We start from the raw sequence: 23,696 nt of genomic DNA on the forward strand, positions 1-23,696 counted from the left end.
GCGTTGAGCGCAGTGCTAGTAATTGATGATAATTTATTCGGGACTTGATATTGATATGCACACCAACCCAAGCATTAACTTTAAAGAGGAGTTTAGCGCCAAGATTCCTGCGTTAACCCTATTAATGACTTTGGGTTATCGCTACCTATCGCCTGAGCAGTGCTTGATGCTGCGCCAGTCCAAACTAAATGCTCAAGCGACAAGCACCAATACTGGCAGCACGACAATTAGCACCAACCAAGTAATGCTATTGCCTGTGCTGCGTGAGTTTTTACGTCAGCAAACTTTTATGTTTGAGGGTAAGCGTCATCACTTATCAAATAAAAGCATTGATAAAATCATTAGCGAGCTTAATCCACAGATGAACTTAGGATTGCTACAAGCGAATGAAAAGATATACGATGCGCTGCTATATGGCGTGAGTGTGACTGAGTTTATTGAGGGTAAGCGCACATCTCCTACTATACAGTTGATTGATTGGCATGATATTAATAACAATGCGTACCATGTGACCGAAGAGATGGTGGTACAAAACGCTGACGCTACCGGTAATGTGATACCTGATATTGTCTGCTTTGTGAATGGTCTGCCACTGGTGGTGATAGAAGCCAAACGCCCTGACTCTAATCACCCCAATCAATCTACCAATGCACAGGCTATCTCACAGCATCTGCGCAATCAAGGTCAAAAGTACATTCCGCATCTGTTTGCTTATAGCCAATTGCTATTGGTAGTTAATGGCTATGAGGGTTTGTATGCGACCTGTCATACCCCTGAGAAATTTTGGTCGAAATGGATTGAAGAGGAGATTAGTGAAACTGAGTTTCAACGTCTTAAAAATGAGTGTATAGACGAGGATGGGTTACAAACCCTGTTTGCTCATCGTCGAGCCAGCGATAGGCATGAGTACGATTCACTGATTGACGCGGGTGAGTTGACAGTGACCGATCAAGACCGGTTAATTATTAGCCTACTTCGTCCTGATAGGCTGCTGGATATGACCCGCTTTTATACCTTATTTGATAATAAATCTGGCAAGATTGTGGCGCGCTATCAGCAGGTATTTGGCATTAAAGCACTGATTAAGCGAGTCAGTCATATCGACAGCAAAGGCAGCCGTGAAGGTGGCGTTATCTGGCATACCACAGGCAGTGGTAAGTCATTTACCATGGTGTTCCTATCTAAAGCGTTGATCTGGATGCCAGAGCTGGCTAAATGCCGAGTGTTTGTGGTGACTGACCGTATTGATCTAGAGAACCAAATTGCGCGTACCTTTATCTCAGCTGGGGCGCTAAGCGACAAAGACCGCCGCCTTGCTAAAGCGCTGTCCGGTCGTGACTTGGCAAAAAAAGTCGGTAAGAGTAACGAGCGTATTGTGTTCTCCATTATCAATAAATTTGGTGCTGCGGCCAAATATGATGAGTTTTATAACCCTAGTGAAAATATTATTGTACTTGTCGATGAAGGTCACCGTAGTCAAAACGGTGAAAACAACATCCGTATGCAGCAAGCGTTGCCTAATGCCGCTTTTGTTGCCTTTACCGGTACGCCGCTACTCAAAGACGATAAAACCGAAAACAAATTTGGTAAGATTATCCACTCCTATACTATGCAGCAAGCGGTAGCCGACAAGACGGTGACGCCCCTACTCTATGAAGAGCGCATACCTGAGCTGAATACCAATGATGCGGCGATTGACAAGTGGTTTGACCGCATTACCCAAAAGCTAACCATAGATCAAAAAGCGGACTTAAAACGTAAGTTTTCTCGCAAAGGTCAAGTCTATCAAGTTGAAGGTCGTATTGAACTGATTGCGCATGACATATCCGACCATTTTCAAAACTTTAAGCAGCAGGGTTTAAAAGGTCAGCTGGCATGTGATTCTAAAGCTTCGGCTATCCGCTACAAGCAAGCATTCGATGCGATTGGCAAGGTTACCTCTGTGGTCGCTATGTCACCCCCTGACACCCGTGAAGGTCACGAAGTGGTCGATGCAGAAAGCAAAGATATTGTCCAAAACTGGTGGCAGCAGAATGTCGCGCCCAAATACGGCATGGATGACACCACCTATACCAAAGATATTATCGACGCCTTTGGCAAAAACGATGGTCCCGATATTATGATAGTAGTCGATAAGCTATTAACTGGCTTTGATGAGCCCAAAAATACCGTGCTGTATATCGATAAACCGTTAAAAAGTCATAACTTGATTCAAGCCATTGCGCGCGTTAACCGATTGCATAAAAATAAGCAGTTTGGGTATTTGATTGATTATCGCGGTATCTTAAAAGAGCTGGATACCACTATTGAGAAGTATCAAGACTTGGCAGAGCGCACCCAAGGCGGCTTTGATATTGATGATTTGGCAGGCATGTATCGTACTATGGATACCGAATACAAGAAACTGCCCCTGCTACACAAAAAGGTCTGGGGCATCTTCTCTGATGTCTGCAACAAGCAAGACGGACAAGCACTGCGTCAGTCGTTATCGCCAAAAATGCAAGAAAGAGAGGGTATGGTTGTCGATGCCAATCTTAAAAAGCGTGATGACTTTTATTCTGCTTTGACTGAGTTTTCTAATGCCATGAAAGTGGCTCTGCAATCTGCCTCTTACTTTGAAGATCCCGCTTTTGATGGTAAGCGAGATAAATATAAACAAGACTTAAAAGCCTTTGTCGAGCTACGTAGGCAAGTACGTGAAGATGCCAATGAGACCATTAACTTTGATGAGTATGAAGAGGATATCCGAAACCTACTTAACAAACATATCGCAGGTCTTGAAGTCAAAGAACCAAAAGGTGCTTATCTGGTGAATAACTTAGGTAAAGACATCAAACCTGAGCAGATGAGCGACGCTGAAGCACGCAACCAGACCGATAAGATTACCAGTCGTGTAACCAAAATGATTGAGCAAGACTTGGCTGATGACCCTTATGCTCAGGAGCACTTCTCAAAGCTGTTAAAACAGGCTATCGAAGAAGCCAAAGCTATGTTTGATGCCCCTGTCAAACAATACATGATGTTTGCGGACTTTGAGCAAGACGTAAAAGAGCGCAATATACCTGATGTGCCTAATAGGTTTGTTGATGAATCGGGTAAACACAACAAACATGCGCAGGCGTACTTTGGTTTATTTAAACATCTGTTTGATGCCGAGTATCTGTCTGATAACGGACTTGATGAAGAAACCATGGTCAAATACGCTTTTGACATCGACGAAGCGGTGAATACAGCGGTTAACGAGAACTCATTAAATCCTGCTCAGATGGAAAAAGACATTCGCTTAAAGCTCATTCCGATGTTGTTTAAAGCAATCGGAATGGACAATGCGAAACAGCTGGCAGATGAAGTGATTAATATCGCGCGTCTGGGTCTATCGAGAAGCTAATGATGACGATTGATAACTCATGAATAACGATAAAAATCATCAAGCTCAGATATTATATTACGGTGAGCATCAGATTGCCTATACCTTGGTACATAAAGACAATGCCCGTAAGCTGCGTATCAAGGTACACCCTGATGAGCGCGTAGAAGTCATTGTGCCGCCGCATACAACGGATGACTATATTGAATCGTCTGTTCAAAAGCGTGCTCGGTGGATCTGGCAGCATCTACAAGACTTCAAAAGTCAGACTAATGACGTACTACCAAGACGTTATGTAAGCGGTGAGACTCAATTTTATTTGGGTCGCCGTTATATGCTTAAAGTGGTTGTTAATCCTGATGAGGCACCTAACGTTAAGCTGATACGTGGTAAGCTTACAGTGACCCTTAATGAAGCTATCGATGATGCAGATGAACGTGCCAAACAAGCAAAGTCACTGCTTAATGACTGGTATCAACAAAAGGCGAAGGTCGTATTTGATGAACGTCTAAATACTGTATTACCCAACGCAAGCTGGGTAAGCTCACCCCCACCCTTTAAGCTGTTACCCATGAAGAAACAATGGGGCAGCTGCTCGGCTCAAGGTAACTTGGTGCTGAATCCGCATTTGGTCAAAGCGCCAAAAGAATGTATTGATTACGTCATATTGCATGAACTGTGTCACATTGCAGAGCATAACCACAGTGAGCGATTTTGGCGATTACTTACCCAAGTCATGCCTAACTGGAGACAAATAAAAACTCAGCTCGACGGTATGGCTGAGTTTTATTTGAATGAGTAGTAGAGCAGCTATTACCAATAGATTTTTCGGTGGATAAGCTAAAACACTCAGTGATGCTGTCATTAACCCTCACTTATTATCTGTCTGACTTGTTCTTTGCATCCAACAAAGTAAGAATGATTAGTCCGTTAAAATCAGCAGCCTAGATGAAAGAGCACTGTCATTTTGTATCCTAAACAGTGCTCCATATATCAAAAGTTATCTAAACAACTTATTCAAATGGCGTACCTTGATACATAAAGAACTTGTATTGGTCGCCCTGTTTTTTCCAAACAGAAACAGTGCGGTTTTTTAGAGTACGCGGCTGTCCATCGACCAATACTTTGGCAAAAAAGTCGCCCGTTGCCATCACATATTCCTGCATATCGATGACATTGCCTATCTGATAATCCAGCTCTTGATACTCATAAAAGCCCGACTTTAGCTGCTTTATATAAGAACCTAGGTCATCAATTGCACCATTACTATGCACATAACGTAGCTCTTCGTCACACATGGCCGCAAATTCATCATACTGTTTGTTTAATAAATAATTAAAACGCTGCTGCTCAAGTTCGTTAATTTTATCGTGTAATGCCGTATTCATATGTGTCTCCCCTTACCTATTATTTAGTATTAATTCTCAGATTGGTAGCCTTCTTATATACAGCTGCCCTTTTTTAATTCTAATTAACAGCACAGTCATAATGCACTGTTAATATCATATTTCGTCAATATTGATGAAGCCAATTCTTTAACTCATAACTCCCATCCTACCATTTCTATAATTAGATAAACCCATCTCATAAGCATAAAAGCATTCATAACGTTTTTAGAACCTGTATTCATAAGCTACAGTTAGGTTATTTTTAGAATAAAATGAGACAATACGAGGCAAAATTGGGTTGAATAGTCATTCTATTCGAGCCGAATTTTAACAAAGTAGTGGCTTGTTTTAGGCAAAAAGAGCCAATTATAGCTTGTGAATACAGGTTCTTAGTATCTAAATGATAAACCTTCAAAGATTAAGTGACGACAATGAGCAATACTAAAGACATCGCTTACACCAAATATCCCACTTCGATGATTTGGTTGCATCATATTGTCGCAGTCTTGATAATTGGTTGCTATTTTTTGGCAGATTATAAGGATTTACATGTCTCGCTTGGTGCGTTGCTGTTGATTTTTGGCTGTATCCGAGTGTTTGTGCGACTCTTAAATACCAGCAAGACACCGCCTTCGATTAATTCACCAAAATTATGGCAGTATATTATCGAAAAAGCAGTTCACATCTTATTATTTATCTTAATCTTTTTACAATCCATTTTGGGATGGATTATTAGTAACGCTAAAGGCAATCCGGTTACACTATTTGGAATGGTAGATTTCCCACTACTGCTCGGCCCTAATAAAGCGGTGTTTGATAGCCTTTATGATATTCATGAAGCACTGGGAAAAGTTTTTTTGCGTTATTAATTATTCATGTATTGGGTGGTGTCTTTCATTATCTAAAAGACAAAGTGAACGTATTTAAAAGAATGTGGATATAGCCACTGCCATAGCTCATATTAATATAAACAAAAGCCCCGTATTAAGTATATTAATACGGGACTTTTTATTGAATAATCAGATATTTATTGACTGATTAGGTTGATTCTAGCCAGCCAAAAAACAACAATTTAATTATCCATATCAACTGTATCGCTATCATTCTCTTCATCAACATCATAATCAGATGCGTCAGATAATGAGGTTAAAGCATCGAAGAAACCTTGGAACAATAACTTTCCGATAGCAGTGCCCTCGCCCTGCTTGTAGCGAGCGACTAAATCACGCTGATATTCTCTGACGTCAACGGTGTTGCTCTCATTAGGCTGTTGTCTGTCTTTAGGTAGATTTGGGAAGTCTATATTGCTCGATGACAACGGCTCATATCGCTGCATAAAATCAAAGGTCACACCGTCATTAGACTGTACATTGGCCGTTTGATTGTGTGTATGCTTCCATTTTATCTGACCGCGGTTATCCAGCCCGTATAGCTCTTGAATTGAGCCGGTTAATTGGGTGGTCTCATCTTCGATACTGTCTTCCCCGATCATGGCACCGTAAACGCGTCTATCGGCTTCCATATCAATCAAGGCTTTCATTTGCATGAGTAACTTCTCAACCAAAGCCTTACTGGTAAACCTTTGATCATCAATTGCTGAATAATCAGATTGTGCTTCGTCAGTATCGACAACCAATTGCGGATATCGCGCAGCAATAATATCGTACAGTGTCGTCAGATAATCCTGATGATACTGCTTAAACTCTTGCGGCGTCTGCACGCGGCGAACGATTTGGCGAGAGGATGCCATTGGCTTAAATCGCTGTTCATCGAGATTAGGCAGTACCGATGTTAATTGTGATGAAGGCACCATATCAAACTGCGCAGTCGGTGCTGAATCATAAATGCGATCCATCGCTTCAAAGTGCGCTTTAATTAAGGAATGGCCAAACCCGCTCGGTAATGTGCCGTCATTTAGGGTGAGCTTAAGCCATTTATTTTGCCAAGATGTGCCTAGTTTTTCGTCTAAGTATTCTGATGTTATAAACGCAAAAGTATCTGCCCATAGATACAAGCTACCCGTACTGGCATCAAAGTATATCGGCTGATTGATAGTCATACGATTATTACGGGCGAAGTACTGCGCACTGGTTAGCATCGTAAACTTGCCTGCTGCCGGCTGATAACTACCTTGTGCATTGATAGACAATGGCTTTAGCAGATATTCATTGAGTAGCTTTGATTTTTTGGCATCCAAAACTTTTGGCTTGTCATCAAAGTTATCAAATATGTCTTGATAATAAGGCGAGACAGGCTGTTGCTCACTTTCAACGTCATCAATATCATCAGCATTATCCGCATTTATTACATAGCCATCCTCACTGTCAAACTCAGCACTTAACTCAGAGTCCGTCTCGAACTCTGTGTCAGTATCAAATTCCGTATCATCTTGGTCATCATACTCATAGTATTCGTAATCATTATATTCAGATGCTTTGTTGGCCACCCAAGCTTCATACGCTTCACTACATGCCAAGTACTCACTCTTAATCGTATTACGCTGTGTGGCGAATTCGGCAGAGTCGATATCCTTGCCTTGTTCATCCGCCTGCTCGAGTAGTTCAACATAAGACGCGTCGTGAGTGTCTTCACAATACGTATCCAAATACTTTGAGGTAATTGGCGCATCACCTGCATTGTTAACCGGCTTACTGTGTTTAATTTTTACATCACTGTGATAGCTAAATGCGCTCATACGCTGCTTTTGTAGTGCTTTTTGCAGCGTACTTTTAGCCATCGCTGGCGTGTTATTAGAGGTTTGACTGACTGCGGTTGTCTGACAACCTGCCAGTATTAAACAGCCTGCCAACATAGTCATTGATAAAGGCAGAGTTTTGGTAGCCCATACTTTGGTATTTGAAGTTGTATGGCTAAAAGCTTTGGTTCGTGTTTTTGAATGATTATTAGAAGTCATTAGATGTCCTTGATAGCACTTTTGGTTTTGTAGTTGTTTTATTTGAGTCGTCAATAATGTTATGGCTTATTGCCTACTCAATACTCAAGGCTTATATCGTCATTATTGCTGCTTTGGAGGTCGTCGCTTTCAAGGTCATACTCCTCAATATCATAGCTCGCAAAGCTCTCGTTCTCATCATTAAAGTATTCAAAGCGGGCTTCACGGGCTATATCAATTTTATCTTGCTTCTGTTTTTTATTTTTGAGCCATGCATTGCCATCGATTGGCTTGGGTGCTGCATCACCAAAGAACTGTTCAAGTAGTGGCTTTAAGCTATGTGACTGATAGCTCTTATGGTCGTAACGTATCTGGTTCAGCGTGGTCACTTGCATATCGGCCAAGTTGCTTCCCATATTGATACGTTGCTGCTTGCCCAGTAATTGCCCTGCACTGTCTAAATAGTAATAGTTCACTTGGTTAAATGAGATGGGCATAATGGCTTCAATTAGTTGCAATAGACTGCCAACATCATCGCTCTGATATCCCTTGTTATACAGCTGAACTTTACGTATGGCACTCTTGAGCAATGCACCATCAGGATATTGAGTGGGATTGGCATCAACATGCTGCTCTAGGCTTTGGCTGACATGCTTGAATATTTTGCCAACCACCTCGCCTGTTTGGTGACTGCCAAAATACACTTTGATGCCTTGAGCTGCGCCAACTTGCTTGGCAAAATCATCACCGCTTATGTCTATTAGGCTGAACAGCTTAGGGTCTAGCTCAGCGAGACTGGCTTGCACCGCACTGATAGTCGCATCATAGATAACCGCTGACGGTATCTGTTCTGTGACCACCTCTGGCAATCCAATATCGACTGTATGCGATACCATCTCATTTGGTAGCGGTGTGTTTTCGGGACTAACCCAAGCCATCAACGGCATAAATGCTGAGGCGTCAATGGTTAATCGGCTTGTATCAAAATCCAATGCTACTGGCAACTGAAACGAGGCACTCACGGTTGGCGCTGCATAGTCATAACTATAGACGCTTTTGAATTGTCGCTGATTTGGTTGATATTGGCTGACGCTATTAAGGGTTAAATAGCGCATTTGATAGGCATTGCGAGCGTCAAGTTGCTCTGGTGTCTTTTGCATCATACCCAGCATCAAATTTAAAATGCCTGAGCCTGCCATGTTGTCACTGTCTCCAGCACTTTCATTGTTTTGCTTGGCCAATTGAACCGCTTCATACGCTTCAAAGATGCTCGATGGTTTGACACTTTTGATTGAACCTAACGCTTTATCATAATCTGACTCGTCGTCATATTCCTCTAAATCTTCATAAGCATATTCTTCTTCATAGTTATACTCTTCCTCTGCATAAACCTCTTCATAGGCATCAAAGGATTCATAGTCGTCATCACAGATATTACATTCATCCTGAGCCAGCTCTATATCATCGTCAGTCTCTGCAAGTTCTAAAACATCTACTATGCACACTTCATTATTGCAATCATAAGCATTTTCATCGTATTCATACTCCTCTGTGTCTTCATAATCCTCAAAGTCTTCATCGTCATAGCTGTCGTAATCGTCCTCTTTCATAGATTCTTGATAAGCAATCACCTCAATGGCAGTCTGAAACAAGCTACTTGAGCCTGCATCAATGCTATCGGGATTAACCAGCGGTGACAGATGATACTTGGCTTTTGCAACTGCCACATGCTCAGTGGCCAAATGCTGACGTATGGCCGACACCAGCTTTTGCTTGGCGAGATTATCTCCATTAGGATACTGCGCTTGGTCAAACAAACGCTCGTAATTTGCATTATTCGCGTCGATTCCAGTATTGAAGAGATGACTTTGTGCTCGATTGGCTTGAGTATCTGCAACACTAAAGTCGATGATTGGTGATGTTTGCGATGCTGTGGTCATATTCGGAGTTGATTGACATGCACTCAAAGCCAGCGCCGCACTACCGATAACTGCACTATGCAGAGCTAAAGATAACAGTCTATTTGATTGACTCATTTTAAATAACGATGGTATGATGGGTTTAGATACTTTGTCTTGATGAGTCATAACACAGTGCTTCCTATTAATATGGGGATATACGATTGCTTGAATATGAGTTAATTGACTGTTTAGAGAATTGTGATTATCTAATGATGTTTTGCAAATAGATAACTGATGATAGATAGTACCTTATTTAGTAAAAATACAGAAGATTACATTGTAGAAAAATTTGGGTTACCTAGTTTTAAAGGACTTCTCCCCTTTTTTCAAACCTGTCCTCACTCCTCGTTATTTGAAATAAATCCTAATACCCTGCTAGCACAAAGGTTTATAAAAGTTAATTAAAAAAAGTAACTTATTGGTGCTAAAAATCACTCATTGTTGAGTCAAAAGCTGTCGATTTAATTAAAAGATTCATTTAATATACATCTTAAAAATTCATTTTAAATGAATGTTATAAGAACCAATGACGTGTTCATGTATCGGAGGAATATATGCGACTTTTCAAATCTAACCGTGCTGTTACTGCCCCGCCCCCTCGTTACTCTAAGCTTGCTATCGCATGTATTCTGACCGGTTAAACGGCGTTTAATAGCAGGAATAATACCAAAGGTTGCACCCTCAGCACCTTGCACAAATACCGAACAAAGGATGGTAAATACTACGGCAATGAATAACGGCCAGCTCTCATTGAGCAGTCCCATTAACACAAAGCCGATACCAATACCAAACATATAAATCAGCATAACCAAACGGCGGTTGCCGATTTTATCTTAAATATGCTCACCTACAATCATATGAATAATATAGAAATAATAGTTATTATAATGTTTTGATGAGTATCAAAAGAATTTTTCATTATGTGAACAGATTTTTTGCTTAGGCTATTTTAAGACAATAATAATTTTGATGTGCGGTATTCTGGGTGAATGGCTTTATACTAGCCAATCTATATCGCTGATGTATCTAATATTAAATTAAGAATAAAAGGAGTATTTAATGGCTTATATTATCGAACCGGCAGAACCCGCAGCTCTAGCTGTTAAAGGGAGCGAAGACACCTTCCCTGTTCGCCGCGTCTATTGTGTCGGGCGTAATTATGCAGAGCATGCCCGCGAAATGGGGTCTGACCCTGATCGTGAGCCGCCTTTTTTCTTCTGTAAACCAGGAGATGCCGACTCTGTTGTTGCTGCTGCAAAAGATGGCGTTATACACATCCCCTATCCGTCACTCACTAAAAACTACCATTATGAAGCTGAGCTTGTTGTGGCAATAGGCCAAAGTGCTAAAAATATCTCTGTAGAAGAGGCAAAGAAGGCTATCTATGGCTATGCCATTGGGCTAGATATGACTCGTCGTGATTTGCAGGCAAATATGCGGGAAAAAGGTCGCCCATGGGAGATTGGTAAGGCTTTCGATTATGCTGCCCCCATTGGCGAGTTGACACCGATTATAGATTCTGGCGAGTTAACATCAGGTCATATTCAGTTAAAGGTCAACAATGAGATTCGTCAGGATAGTGATTTAAAACATCTTATTTGGAGTGTGTCGGAAGTAATATCTCGCTTATCTGAGCTTTTTGAATTAAAGCCGGGAGATTTGATTATGACGGGTACGCCGGCAGGTGTTGGTCCGGTTAATGTCGGCGATACCATGACGGCAGATATTGATGGGCTTAGCAGTATTACGGTTAATATTACATAGTCAGTATTTATTAATTATATTATGCAATAAACGTGAGTAAATAACACACCGATTCCCAATAATAACGATACCAGATACGGTTTGTGTCTGGTGTTTTTTATCTCTGTATTTCACTCAAATAAGTATCAAAAAACCCCTTTAATTATTAGCAACGACTTGTTATCTTGAGCCACTTATTATTGCGTTTTTGTATGGGGCGTTATGACATATCACAATGAGGCGGAGGTGCCACTCTCCCGCCGAACTCAGTATATTCAGGTGATATTAATGGGCGTGAGTGCCTTTGTTATGAATACCACCGAATTTGTGCCAGTGGCATTACTCAGTGATATTGCACAAGATTTTGCGATTACGCCGGCCGAAACCGGCTGGATGCTGACCTTATACGCATGGATTGTGGCGGCCATGTCCTTGCCGCTGATGCTCATGACTAAAAACTTCGAGCGTAAGCGGTTGCTGCTTGGTATCTTTGCTTTATTCATTGCCAGCCACGTGCTCTCTGTCATGGCATGGAGCTTTAATATTTTACTCATCAGCCGTGTGGGCATCGCTTTTGCGCATGCGATATTTTGGTCAATTACTGCGGCGATTGCACTGCGGGTAGCACCTGAGGGCAAGAAGGCCTTTGCGCTTAGTGTTGTGGCGACAGGAACGTCGCTTGCAATGGTATTAGGCGTACCGATTGGACGTTTAATAGGCCAATGGTTTGGCTGGCGCGCGACGTTTGGTGCTATTGGGGTTATAGCGTCCGTCGTATTTTTACTACAAGCCAGACTGCTGCCTAATTTGCCCAGCTTATTTCAAGGTTCATTTAGAAAAGTACCAGAGCTACTTAAAAATCCGCTTTTGGTGTGCTTATACTTGTTTATATTTTTGGTCTTCACCGCGCATTACACCGCCTACTCGTATATCGAGCCGTTTATGCGTCAAGTGGGCGAAATCAGTGAAAACTTTGCAACCTTTGTGCTGCTGCTATTCGGGGGTGCCGGTATCTTAGGCAGTGTCATCTTTAGCCGTTGGGGGGATCGCCACAGTACGCTGTTAATGATAATCTCCGCCATTGTTATGCTGATTTCTACGCTCGCATTACTGCCAGTGATAGCCTCTCCTTGGGCTTTAAGTTTAAATGCTGTCATCTGGGGTACGGCATTGATGCTGTTGATTATTGCCGCGCAGGCAAAAGTACTGATGGTCGATGTGCATGCTCAAGATATGCTGATGTCGATGTTCTCCGGTATCATTAATCTAGGTATTGGTGCAGGTGCACTTATCGGTGGTTATGCCGTGGTTCATATTTCTCTTTCTAGCGTTGGCTTTGTGGGCGCAGCAGTAAGCTTTTTAGCACTGTTGCTGATTTTATTTATGTCAAAGCGGTATTTTATGCCAAATAAACTCTGAGCTAACTTTTAACTCAAAATAAAATCAGGATAGGTATGACCAATTATTAAAATAATCCTGTGCGTTCCATTCAGCACATCTCTCTTCTACAATTAGATGCCAGCCCTTATTAGGACTGGCTTTTTTATTGTTAGATTTTCAGCTCTAGCTCTGATTTAGTTAACTTCCGTATCAAAAAATTAAAAATTAATATTGCGTTTCATTTTTATTGTTATATTATAACATAACATCTTATAACAGTAACTTACGCTTTGTCACTAATCTGACATTGTTGTTCATCCGTACTGTGGTTTTTGTCTATCGTCATTCTTAGTTTCTGTGGTCACACGGCTCGGGCTAAAGAATGGCATTTTATTTGTATTACTTGTCTACTAATTGGTCAATTATGAAGAAACATCCGTTATCCCTTGCTATCTCGTTAACGCTACTTTCTCTTACCGCTCACGCCCAACAGGCTCAGAGCAATACCATAGGTAGCGATTATGTCCCGCCCTCTGATTCAAACCCTTCATCTGGTGCTAATTTAAATACAGATGAGCAAGCGCCTATCACGCAGCTAGATACCATAAACGTTATAGCCGATACTCATAGCCGGCCAAGCGCATTGGCCTTCGGTAACACTCAAAAAGCCAGTGATGTGGTGGTCAATCGTGAGCAGTTAAATAAGCGCTCAGCTACTTTAGGTAATGCATTGTCTGAAGAGCTTGGCATTCATAGCAATCCCTTTGGTGGCGGCTCATCAGCGCCTGTGATTCGAGGGCAAGACGGCGTGCGAGTCAAAGTTTTACAAAATGGTACAGACGTGATAGACGTGTCTAATATATCGCCGGATCACGTGATTGCCACCGATACCTTACTTGCCGAGCGCGTCGAGCTAGTGCGGGGCCCGTCTACATTACGGTACGGTACCGCCTCATCAGCAGGCGTAGTCAACGTGGTGGATAAGCGTATTCCAGATAAGATGCCCAATGGCAATTTCAGCGACAAGGTCGAAGGAGAAGCTCTACTCCGTTATAACACCAACAGTAACGAGAAATTGGCCACAGCAGGGGCAACCTTTGCACTCAGTGATCATATTGCCATGCGAGTTGAAGGATTAAGCCGAGATGCAAATAATTACGAAGTGCCTGAATTCAATTCAGATAAGAAATTAGATTATTTACCGGACGCTTATAATCGATCAAAAGTTGGTACCGTCGGTCTGTCATGGATAGGAGATCAAGGTTATCTTGGCACCTCTTATAGTCGCCGAGAAGACGTCTATGGTATTCCCGGTCACAATCATAATTATGACAGCTGTTATGGTCATTTTATCAATTGGCTAGGTTCAACAGAGACTGGGTTTCATGGCAGATATTATCTAAATGCTTATCCGCATTTAATGGATGACGATGACATCATCGACTTCCCTCATTTTGACGGCTGTCACGTGGGTGGCCATGCAGATGACCATGGCCATGAACACAATACTGATAATCCATTTGGCTTTGAGCATAATCATAACCACAAAGGCCCTTGGGTAGATATGACTTCAGATCGCTACGATGTACGTGGTGAGCTAAGAGACCCCATCAAAGGCATTGATAAAGTTAAATTAAGCCTAACTCATGCCGATTATTATCATGATGAAAAAGACCCTGGCAACCCCGAACGTACCACAGGTATTTCAGAAGGATTTGATCCAACCCTTGATAGAGGATATGCGTCTGCTATTTTCAAAAACAAAGGTTTTAATAGTCGATTAGAAGCCTACCATACGCCTATCAATGGGCTACAAGGTATGCTCGGCCTCCAATATCAAAAGCAAGATATGAGCGCCGAAGTGCCTTATCTACCCAGCTGGGGTGATACATCTAAGGCCGATCCTCGATATTTACTTGTGCCACATACCAACAAAAACTTGAGTGTATTTGGGTTGGAGCAATATCAAATTGGCGACTTCACCTTTGAGGGCGCAGTGCGCTGGGAAAGACAAAAAACACCCGTTAAATATGACAAAGAATTATTACAACGTAAACTAGAATGGCTTAAAAACGGATTCCCAGCCCTTGACTCTACCAAGGCTGAACACCCTGATTTAAGCCCCTATGAAGAAAATGCGGTATCTTATGCTGGTGGTGTATTATGGGATTTAAATTCAAATTACCGCTTGTCTTTCACCGCATCTCATAATGAGCGTATTCCCTCACCAATGGAGCTTTACTATAACGGTAAGCATTTGGCGACCAACTCATTTGAATACGGTAACAAAAACCTTGAGAAAGAACGATCAAATAACTTTGAGCTAGGATTGTCATATTTTGGTGATAACTGGGATTATAATATCAGTGGTTATTACAATGATTTTGATAACTATATCTATAATGAGAATATCACCAAATTTGGCGACTTATATATGCGCCGTTACAATCAAACAACTGCTGATTTTTACGGACTTGAAGGCGATTTGACCTATCGCATTAGCCCAAGTCAAGAGGTGACTTTCTTTGGTGATTTTGTGCGCGGTAAAATCGGTGCATTAGACCCTATTATTGGGAAAAATATATTCTCTGATACCCCTGAGATATATGGATTAGCTGATAGCTGTCAGGGCTTGAGCGGTCAGGAGATAAAAGAAAGTGGTCGAATATCTGAATGTATCTTGATGTCTGAAGTTGAGAATCCACCTGAAATCAACTTCTATGAATGGTGCGATGCTGATCTTATGTCGGACCCTGAAGAGATGCCTTGGTGTGTTGATTTTATTTACAAGAAACTTGGTACAGATATTTTAAAACGTCCTGCTACCAATGCACCGCGTGTACCACCTGCTAGATTAGGCTTTCGCTACAATAACCACCTAACTGACAAATGGTCAGTTAATATGGATTATAGTCACGTCTTTGAACAAAACAAAGTATCTACGTCAACCATTGCTATCAAGCCTTTGGAGTATGATGAGGACGGTAACAAGCTTCAGTATGAGAATAATTCGTTATTGATGAAACCGAGATTTGTTACAGAGAACAAAACAGAAGGCTATAATTTATTAAATCTTGGTGCCGATTATGAGAGTAATTACCGTAATATTGACTATACCTTATCAATACGTGCTAATAACGTGTTGGATGAGAAAGTATATATCCATAATTCGTTCCTACCGTATGTTCCGCAAATGGGACGTAACTTCACGTTAGGATTAAATGTTAAGTTTTAGAATAATTTCATACTTATAGCGTCAATCAGTCATAAGAGTGGCATGGACTTTATATATGATAAATATATAAAATCAGTGCTGCTCTTTTTATTTATCGATAAAACCTGCGGTATAATGTGAACCGGTAATCATAACCAACTTTACTTAATTAATTCAAAGACTGTCGGCTAATAATAACCATTTTTTATACCCTATGTACCTCAAATAATTTCGTGATAATCGTTATCAAAAGATAAAAATTCAAGAGTAATATTTATCAAAGCCTGAACAATATTTAAGGGCCCCTGACTTCCTAGACTATAAGGAATTTATTGATGATTAAAATGATTTCACCTGTTGTTTTATGCGTTATGATTGCAAGCATAACGGGTTGTTCGACCATGACATTAGAAGACATAGAGCAAGACTATAAAAGGAAGCAGGCGTTATGCTCTGATGACTATATGGGAAAATTTCACTCTATTCCTCCTAAATTCACCGTTGATAGTGAAGGCAAGTTGATAACTGATAGTCAGATTATGCAGAATTTAGGGCCTTGCTCATCATTCATTAGGTAGGCTCGGTCATCGCTTATAACTTTAAGCTACGTAACCTCAGTGCATTACCAATCACTGACACAGACGACAGACTCATAGCCGCAGCCGCAATCATTGGACTCAATAGCAGACCAAAGATAGGATAAAGCAGACCCGCAGCAACAGGGATGCCTAAAACGTTATAAATAAAGGCAAAAAATAGATTTTGTCTGATGTTTTTCATGGTCGCTTCGCTTAGCTTATGCGCTTTAGCAATACCCATTAAGTCGCCTTTAACCAAGGTAATACCGGCGCTTTCCATCGCTACATCCGTTCCTGTACCCATTGCAATCCCCACCGTGGCTTGTGCTAAGGCTGGGGCATCATTAATGCCATCGCCAGCCATTGCGACAGTGAGTCCGTTGCTTTGAAGCTGCTTCACAATGCGGTTTTTATCTTCAGGCGACACATCTGCATGCACCTCGTCAATCCCCAGTTTTTTAGCCACAGCATGCGCGGTCACCTCATTATCACCGGTGAGCATAATGACTTTTAGATTCTCGCCATGCAGCAAATCAATGGCATCTTTGGTGCTGGCTTTGATAGGATCAGAGACAGCAATTAGGCCGGCAGGTGTCTTATCAATTGCCACAAACATCACCGTTTCACCATCGCATCGGCGTTTATCAGCTTGCTCGGATAACACTGAATCATAGCTATCTAAACGCTTCATCAGTTTGTCATTACCAATAGCGACGTCGTGATTGTTGACGCTCGCTTTGACCCCTTCCCCAGTAATAGAGTCAAAATTTGTCGCCGTAGATAGAGTCAGTTCACGCTCTTTGGCGGCTTTAACAATCGCAGCAGCAAGCGGATGCTCACTCGATGCCTCAACAGCTGCAACCAAGGCCAGAACCTCATCTTCTTGCCAGCCTGAGCTGACATCAATGGCGGTTAGCTTGGGCTTACCGTCGGTCAATGTGCCTGTTTTATCCACAACGATGGTATCGACCTTTTCCATACGCTCTAATACTTCGGCGTTTTTAATCAGCACCCCATGTTGAGCACCTTTGCCAGTGCCGACCATGATAGACATGGGCGTGGCTAAGCCTAAGGCACAAGGACAGGCAATGATAAGCACCGCTATCGCATTAACAAGCGCATAAGCCAGCGCTGGATCTGGGCCAAATATTGCCCATACAATAAAGGTAATCATCGCAGAGACAATCACTGTCGGCACAAACCAGCTCGATACCTTATCGACTTGCTTTTGAATCGGTGCTTGACTGCGCTGCGCCTCACTCACCATCTGCACAATTTTGGATAGTACAGTATCTTGACCAACATTGACCGCTTCAATCAGCAATGTGCCTGTACCATTTACCGTGCCGCCCGTCACGCTGTCACCGACTGACTTTGAGACAGGCATCGGCTCACCAGTGACCATGGATTCATCCACGCGGCTGTCACCATCAATGACTCGGCCATCAACAGGTACTTTCTCACCGGGTCTAATGCGAAGTTTGTCCCCTGTTTTGACCTCTTCAAGCGACACTTCAACTTCTTGACCTTGATCATCGACACGTCTGGCAGTCGGAGGCGCAAGCTCTAACAGTGAACGTATGGCGCCGGAGGTTTGACTGCGTGCTCGTAATTCCAATACCTGCCCTAGCAAAACTAAGGTCGTAATCACTGCTGCCGCTTCAAAATAAACACCGACTTGACCTGAATGATTTTGGAAGCTTGGCGGAAATATATCAGGAAAGAAAGTTGCGACAATACTAAACAGATAGGCCGCTCCTGTGCCAATGGCAATGAGGGTGAACATATTGAGTTTTATGGTCTTAATCGACTGCCAACCTCTGATAAAGAAAGGTTTGGCGCCCCATATCACAACAGGTGTGGCAAGGATTAATTGAATAATATTAAACCATTGATTAGAGATGCCATAACTTTGTAAAAAACTATTTAGATTAATACCGATCATCTCGCTCATAGCGATGATAAATAGCGGAATGGTGAGTACGGTACATACCCAAAAGCGGCGGGTCATATTATCAAGCTCAGTGGTATCTTCTTCCTCTAGCGAGACAGTTTCGGGCTCTAGTGCCATGCCACATATTGGACAGCCACTGTTTTTGACATCTCGAACTTGTGGGTGCATCGGACAGGTATAAACAGTGCCGTCATACCCTTCAGGAACCAGATTATACTGACTGTCTTTAATTGCACTGCTGCTTAAATCACTGCTTGTCTTGTCTGTGCTATGGCTGCTGTGAGTTGAGCCATGATGATGACCCTGTGCGTTTACGTGTGCATGCGCCTCACCTTCTGCTTTAATCTCTTGCTCAGGCTTTAGATGCATGCCGCAAATCGGACAACCGCTGTCCTCGATATCTCTGACTTCAGAATGCATCGGACACACATAGACCGTTCCCGTATAGTTTTCAGGTACATGGTTGTATCTATTATTATCAGTTGGCGTGGCAGAAGCTGAACCGTTATCCATACCGTCAGCTTGTGATTTATGCGTCGTAGGATTTTTATCTGAATGGTTGTGGTTCATTAGACTGCCTTTTAGTTTTAGTTTTAGATATAAACTGTCAGCTATTCTTCTCAAAGAGACTTATCTTTTCAAAGAGACTTAGGATGATACCTAAATAAACGATTAAAACCAGAAACTTAACCCTGCTATCACACTACTTGAGTCCACCGATTCATCATGTGCTCTACGCTGTCCTCGGTTTGCACCCAGTGCTGTTTCATAACTGACACCAATATAAGGCGCTACTTGACGGTTTAGTGTCTCATAAGTGAGTCGCACTTTGGCTTCTAATTCGTTAACCCCTCTAACAATGTGCTGCTTATCATCATCTTTAACAAATGCCGTTATTTCCGCTTCAGGAATAACTACCCAATGTTGATTTAAACGCCATTCATATTCCGCACCGGCGTTTAGCCTAATCTGACCATCGGAATACACATACATATCAGCATCTGTTTCAATAAAATAAGGCGCTGTGCCTTCAATACCTGCCATGATTGCTGGTTTATCCACTGCAGTATCATAAGCAAGACCCGTATGCACATTCCAAAAAATGCCAGTCGGTTGCCAATAAGATAATGACGTTAAGCTATCAATATCATTGCCGTCTTTGGTATCGAAGCTGCCTTCACTCTTAAATAGAAGACGCTTCTCATCACTACCATACCAAGCGTCGGCTTCAAAGTTAACCACGTCTTCATCAAAGTCATACCCCAAGTCAGAAACAGACACGCCCCACGTTGGCATATCTCCCATCATCATGGGTTGACCGAATTTGCCATAGCCGATTCCGTTTGAATAGTCAGGGCTGCGCGCATCCGCAGGCGCTTTGCCCCCTTGCATATTCGACATATTCATTGAGTCATGGTCCATCGAACCGTGATCCATGCCCGACATATTATTCATTGAACCGTGGTCCATATCCGACATATCCATTGAACCGTGATCCATATCCGACATCGAGCTGTGATCCATATCAGCATGGTTCATTGTAGCCATCGGCTCTGCTGCAATCGCCAGAGAAGGCACTAGATACAACAGGGAGGCCAATCCCAGATAGTGACAACCTGTGTTATGTATTTTCATTGATCTACCTTTTGCAAACTTGCAAGCTTAAATTAAATAACGGCAACTTCACGGAACATGCCAGCTTCCATGTGATACAGCAAATGACAATGCCACGCCCATCTGCCCGCTTCACCTGTGACATCGAAGCTTATCTTTTGTGCCGGATGAACCAACATGGTGTGTTTTCGCACCTGAAACTCACCGGTAGCCGCTCTCATATCGCTCCACATACCATGCAAGTGCATCGGGTGCATCATCATGGTGTCATTCACCAAGGTGATTCGAACACGTTCGCCCGGCCTAATATTCACCGGTGTCGCATCGGCAAACTTAACCCCATCAAACGCCCAAATATAACGCTCCATATTACCAGTCAAATGCAGCTCAATTTCACGGGTCGGCGCTCGCTGTTCAGCAAAAATTTGTTCATCAACGCTGCGCAAGCGATCGTAGGTTAAGACATCGCGCTTAATATTACGCAAATTAATGCCTGGATCATCTAAGTTAGTACGTGGCATATCGACACGCATATCCGTTTTGAAATCATATTCGGTGCGGGCGTGCTTGGTATGATAGCCATTTTCCATATCACCCATCATATCCGCCATGGTCAACCACTCTACGCCGTCCATAGTCGGCACAGCAGCACGGGTATTGTCTTTGGTCGCTAAGGTTGCAGTCACATAACCGGTGCGGTCCACATTTTGAGCAAAAATAGTGTGTGCATCTTGAGTTTGCCTGACAATGACATCAAAGGTTTCAGCCACCCCGATACGAAAATCATCAATAGATACCGGATCGACATCAATACCATCGGTGGCAACTACCGTCATTTTTAGATCCGGAATACGCACATCAAAAATAGTCTGGGCAGACGCATTAATAAATCTTAGTTTTACCGCTTGACCCGCCTTAACTTTTTTATACCAACTATCGCCAGAGGCTCTGCCATTTATCAAATAGGTAAAGGTATTTTCACCGGTCAAATCACTAAAGTCTGTGGGCATCATGCGCATCTGATTCCACATCTTGCGCTTGTCCAACGCCGTTTTTAAATCGGTTTGAGCAATATCCGACAATAGCTTTTTGAAATCTGGCAGATGATAGTTATCAAAGTCAGCGCGCTGTTTTAACAGCTTTAACAAGGTATGCGGATTTTTGTATGTCCAATCGCTTAACATAACAACATGGTCTTCTGACACAGGGTGACGCTCACGGCCTTTGGGTTCAATAACAATCGCACCAAACATGCCGGTTTGCTCTTGGAAGCCTGAATGTGAGTGATACCAATAGGTACCTGATTGCTGCAATTTAAAGGTATAAGTAAAGGTGCTTTTGGGCGGAATACCATCAAAGCTAATGCCGGGCACACCATCCATTTGATAAGGCACAATCAGCCCATGCCAATGAATTGAGGTGGTTTCATCCATTTCGTTGTGCACACGAATGGTGACCGTCTCGCCCTCTTTCATCTTCAAAGTGGGCGCAGGCAGGGAGTCATTAATCAAGGTCGCTGTCGTGTTTCGCGCATTAATAACTACCGGTATTTTGCTGACATACAAATCAAATTCATTGCCGGTTAGTATTGGCGCTTCTTTGGCAGCCGGATTATAGTCACCTTTAAACTCAGTACCCGCCCACACAGGTGCAATCATTGCTGAGCCTGCGACGAGTCCTGCGCCAGAGAGAAACTTACGTCTGTTGACGTTATTAATGTTATTCATGAGAAAACCTAATTCAAAAAGGTGGTTTAATGCATTTTTTTTAATGTGATGCATTATGCTATTTGATAGTCATTTAAGTTGTACTTTTTGATTTACAGTTGCTGCTGGGGCGTATCAACTGCCGCAAATTCTTCATATGAGCCATCTTTGTTTAATTGAAAGACTTTGTACGGCATAAACTTGCCCTCATATTCCATGCCAGGGCTACCAACCGGCATGCTCGGCACGGCCAAACCAATGGCTTTGCTTGGTGGATTATCCAAAAACTGTGCCATAAATTTAGCTGGAATATGCCCTTCAAACACATAGCCGTCATTGGTCACTGTGGTGTGACATGAGCGCATCTGCTGCGGCACACCATAGCGGTCTTTAAATACAGATAGATTCTCTGGGTGTTGTACTGACGCATGCATACCGGATTCTTCGGCATAGGCTATCCACTCAGTACAACAGCCACAATTAGGATCTTTGTAGACAGTGGCAGAGATGCTTTGTAGCAGTGGAGTACTTTGCTGATTGTGCCTGGTGGTTTGAGTAAATGGTGTGTTCGCTTGAACTGGCGTGACTTCTGCCTCTACCGTTTTTGAGTTAGCAGCAGAGTCAACCATAGGCTGAGACTCGGTTTGGCTTGGCGAGTTACACGCTGACAAGGTGGCCACAACGGCAAATAGCACAGAACTGCCAAATACCCGTTTGCGATAGCAACGAGTGGTTTTATGGGTTAAGTTTTTATCGGAATCTGAAGAATAATGACCTGTTAGTTTCATATCGTCACCTTATTAGTTTATAACTGGCCTTGTTGCTAAAACTTACTGGTAAAGATAGGCATTATTATTGACGGATAATGCCTACTAGCGATTGTCGTCTATCCATGTGCGTCATAGGTACTCATTCAACATCTACTCATTCAACATCTACTCATTCAGCACGGTGATAAATAGCACTGACAAATATCACTGAGCCGTCTCACTGTCAAAAGCATCCATCATCATCGCATCATCAAATCGAGTGGTCAGGATGGTGTATTGATTGCTATCAAGCTCTGGCAGTTCTCTGATAAAAGCAACCATATCCCAAACTCGTTTGTCATCATGCGACGCGCCCCATGCTGGCATGCCTGAAGCCATAATGCCATGCTTAATGGCCCAAAAACCTTGTCTTGCGCCTGCATCAGTAGCAAAACGGCTGACAACATCAGCATCTGTAAAGTTAGGCGGTCTTGGGTATAAACCCGTGCTCCAATCCGTTTGCTCGACACCCGGTGATAAATGACAGCTAGCACACATGTCTTTATAATCGGCACCGCCTGCACTGATGCTTGTTGCTTCATCGAGTTTTGGCACATCAATGTCACGGCTGGCATATTCAATAGAGCGGATACGCGCTTTTTCTAACACACCATACACCAGCGGACTGTGCTCATGATCTGCGCCTATATTGATGCGGCCACTGAATACGATGACCGCCATGCCCACTGCCAACAGCAATAAACCACTCACCATTCCTAGCAAAAACTTCATTTACTACCCCTCATTGTAAGTATTTGCTCGGTGATTAATTAGTGCTGCATGCCTGCGTGATCTACATTATCAGCCTGGTCGCCTTGGCTCACACAGTGTTTGGCATACATTTGCTTCATCTTGCTCATGTTGGCCATCATAGACTTCATTACCGAATCATTCATATCCATTTTACTGTGGTCCATGTTTTTCATCATTTGCATGTGTTTGCCCATTTTTTCACAGTTCATCTGATCTTTTTTGGCATGCAATTTAGGATCATGCGCCATAGCAGTGGTTGCGATGGTGAAAGCAGTCGTTGCCGCTAATAAAATTTTAAGAGATTTCATTTAAGTCGCCTTGAGTTATGTGTTTCTG

At 42.6% G+C, this 23,696-nt stretch carries 16 protein-coding genes; 6 read left to right on the forward strand and 10 right to left on the reverse strand.

Annotated elements, in window-relative coordinates; all coding sequences use genetic code 11:
- Nucleotides 1-55: 55 nt before the first annotated feature.
- Both AC2SLM_RS06915 and AC2SLM_RS06920 read left to right on the forward strand, forming a co-directional pair.
- The gene (locus tag AC2SLM_RS06915) at nucleotides 56-3,388 is read left to right on the forward strand and encodes a type I restriction endonuclease subunit R (RefSeq protein WP_486552836.1); all 3,333 of its coding nucleotides are present in this window, start codon (nucleotides 56-58) and stop codon (nucleotides 3,386-3,388) included.
- A gap of 19 nt (nucleotides 3,389-3,407) precedes the next feature.
- Nucleotides 3,408-4,169 carry a M48 family metallopeptidase gene (locus AC2SLM_RS06920; protein WP_486552837.1) on the forward strand — a complete coding sequence of 254 codons (762 nt, stop codon included), beginning with the start codon at nucleotides 3,408-3,410 and terminating at the stop codon, nucleotides 4,167-4,169.
- Nucleotides 4,170-4,380: 211 nt separating this feature from the next.
- Here AC2SLM_RS06920 and AC2SLM_RS06925 read toward each other — a convergent pair whose 3' ends face one another.
- Nucleotides 4,381-4,755: a nuclear transport factor 2 family protein gene (locus AC2SLM_RS06925; protein ID WP_486543036.1), complete on the reverse strand. Its 375-nt coding sequence runs from the start codon at nucleotides 4,753-4,755 to the stop codon at nucleotides 4,381-4,383.
- Nucleotides 4,756-5,186: 431 nt separating this feature from the next.
- Between AC2SLM_RS06925 and AC2SLM_RS06930 the strand changes: the two genes are divergently transcribed.
- Nucleotides 5,187-5,624 carry a cytochrome b gene (locus AC2SLM_RS06930; RefSeq protein ID WP_486552838.1) on the forward strand — a complete coding sequence of 146 codons (438 nt, stop codon included), beginning with the start codon at nucleotides 5,187-5,189 and terminating at the stop codon, nucleotides 5,622-5,624.
- Between the two features lie 203 nt (nucleotides 5,625-5,827).
- Here the strand turns inward: AC2SLM_RS06930 and AC2SLM_RS06935 are convergent, their stop codons facing one another.
- From AC2SLM_RS06935 to AC2SLM_RS06945, 3 genes are all read right to left on the reverse strand, one after another.
- Nucleotides 5,828-7,669: a hypothetical protein gene (locus AC2SLM_RS06935; protein ID WP_486552840.1), complete on the reverse strand. Its 1,842-nt coding sequence runs from the start codon at nucleotides 7,667-7,669 to the stop codon at nucleotides 5,828-5,830.
- Between the two features lie 77 nt (nucleotides 7,670-7,746).
- On the reverse strand, nucleotides 7,747-9,735 hold the full coding sequence (locus tag AC2SLM_RS06940; protein WP_486552841.1) for a hypothetical protein: 1,989 nt from the start codon (nucleotides 9,733-9,735) through the stop codon (nucleotides 7,747-7,749).
- A gap of 377 nt (nucleotides 9,736-10,112) precedes the next feature.
- On the reverse strand, nucleotides 10,113-10,415 hold the full coding sequence (locus AC2SLM_RS06945) for a hypothetical protein (protein WP_486552843.1): 303 nt from the start codon (nucleotides 10,413-10,415) through the stop codon (nucleotides 10,113-10,115).
- Between the two features lie 253 nt (nucleotides 10,416-10,668).
- Here AC2SLM_RS06945 and AC2SLM_RS06950 point away from each other — a divergent pair, with 253 nt between their 5' ends.
- The 3 genes from AC2SLM_RS06950 (at nucleotide 10,669) to AC2SLM_RS06960 (ending at nucleotide 15,967) form a co-directional block, all read left to right on the forward strand.
- On the forward strand, nucleotides 10,669-11,373 hold the full coding sequence (locus AC2SLM_RS06950) for a fumarylacetoacetate hydrolase family protein (protein WP_486552845.1): 705 nt from the start codon (nucleotides 10,669-10,671) through the stop codon (nucleotides 11,371-11,373).
- 201 nt (nucleotides 11,374-11,574) lie between these two features.
- Entirely contained in the window at nucleotides 11,575-12,771 is a 1,197-nt protein-coding gene (locus tag AC2SLM_RS06955; RefSeq protein WP_486552846.1) for a sugar transporter, read from the forward strand.
- Nucleotides 12,772-13,156: 385 nt separating this feature from the next.
- Nucleotides 13,157-15,967: a TonB-dependent receptor domain-containing protein gene (locus AC2SLM_RS06960; protein WP_486552847.1), complete on the forward strand. Its 2,811-nt coding sequence runs from the start codon at nucleotides 13,157-13,159 to the stop codon at nucleotides 15,965-15,967.
- A 570-nt stretch (nucleotides 15,968-16,537) separates the two neighbouring features.
- On the opposite strand, the gene AC2SLM_RS06965 is transcribed toward AC2SLM_RS06960, so the two are convergent.
- The 6 genes from AC2SLM_RS06965 to AC2SLM_RS06990 form a co-directional block, all read right to left on the reverse strand.
- Complete coding sequence (locus AC2SLM_RS06965) at nucleotides 16,538-19,048, reverse strand: copper-transporting P-type ATPase (RefSeq protein WP_486552849.1); 2,511 nt, start codon at nucleotides 19,046-19,048, stop codon at nucleotides 16,538-16,540.
- Nucleotides 19,049-19,150: 102 nt separating this feature from the next.
- Nucleotides 19,151-20,113, reverse strand: a complete 963-nt coding sequence (locus AC2SLM_RS06970) for a copper resistance protein B (RefSeq protein WP_486552850.1) — start codon at nucleotides 20,111-20,113, stop codon at nucleotides 19,151-19,153.
- Nucleotides 20,114-20,145: 32 nt separating this feature from the next.
- Entirely contained in the window at nucleotides 20,146-21,819 is a 1,674-nt protein-coding gene (locus AC2SLM_RS06975; protein ID WP_486552851.1) for a copper resistance system multicopper oxidase, read from the reverse strand.
- A gap of 92 nt (nucleotides 21,820-21,911) precedes the next feature.
- Nucleotides 21,912-22,586, reverse strand: coding sequence for a DUF411 domain-containing protein (locus AC2SLM_RS06980; protein WP_486552852.1), 675 nt, complete (start codon nucleotides 22,584-22,586; stop codon nucleotides 21,912-21,914).
- A gap of 186 nt (nucleotides 22,587-22,772) precedes the next feature.
- Nucleotides 22,773-23,339, reverse strand: a complete 567-nt coding sequence (locus AC2SLM_RS06985) for a c-type cytochrome (RefSeq protein WP_486552854.1) — start codon at nucleotides 23,337-23,339, stop codon at nucleotides 22,773-22,775.
- A gap of 38 nt (nucleotides 23,340-23,377) precedes the next feature.
- A complete protein-coding gene (locus AC2SLM_RS06990) occupies nucleotides 23,378-23,668 on the reverse strand; it encodes a hypothetical protein (protein ID WP_486552855.1) in 291 nt (96 codons plus the stop codon).
- Nucleotides 23,669-23,696 lie beyond the last annotated feature (28 nt).

The organism is Psychrobacter sp. CX16, assembly GCF_057396245.1.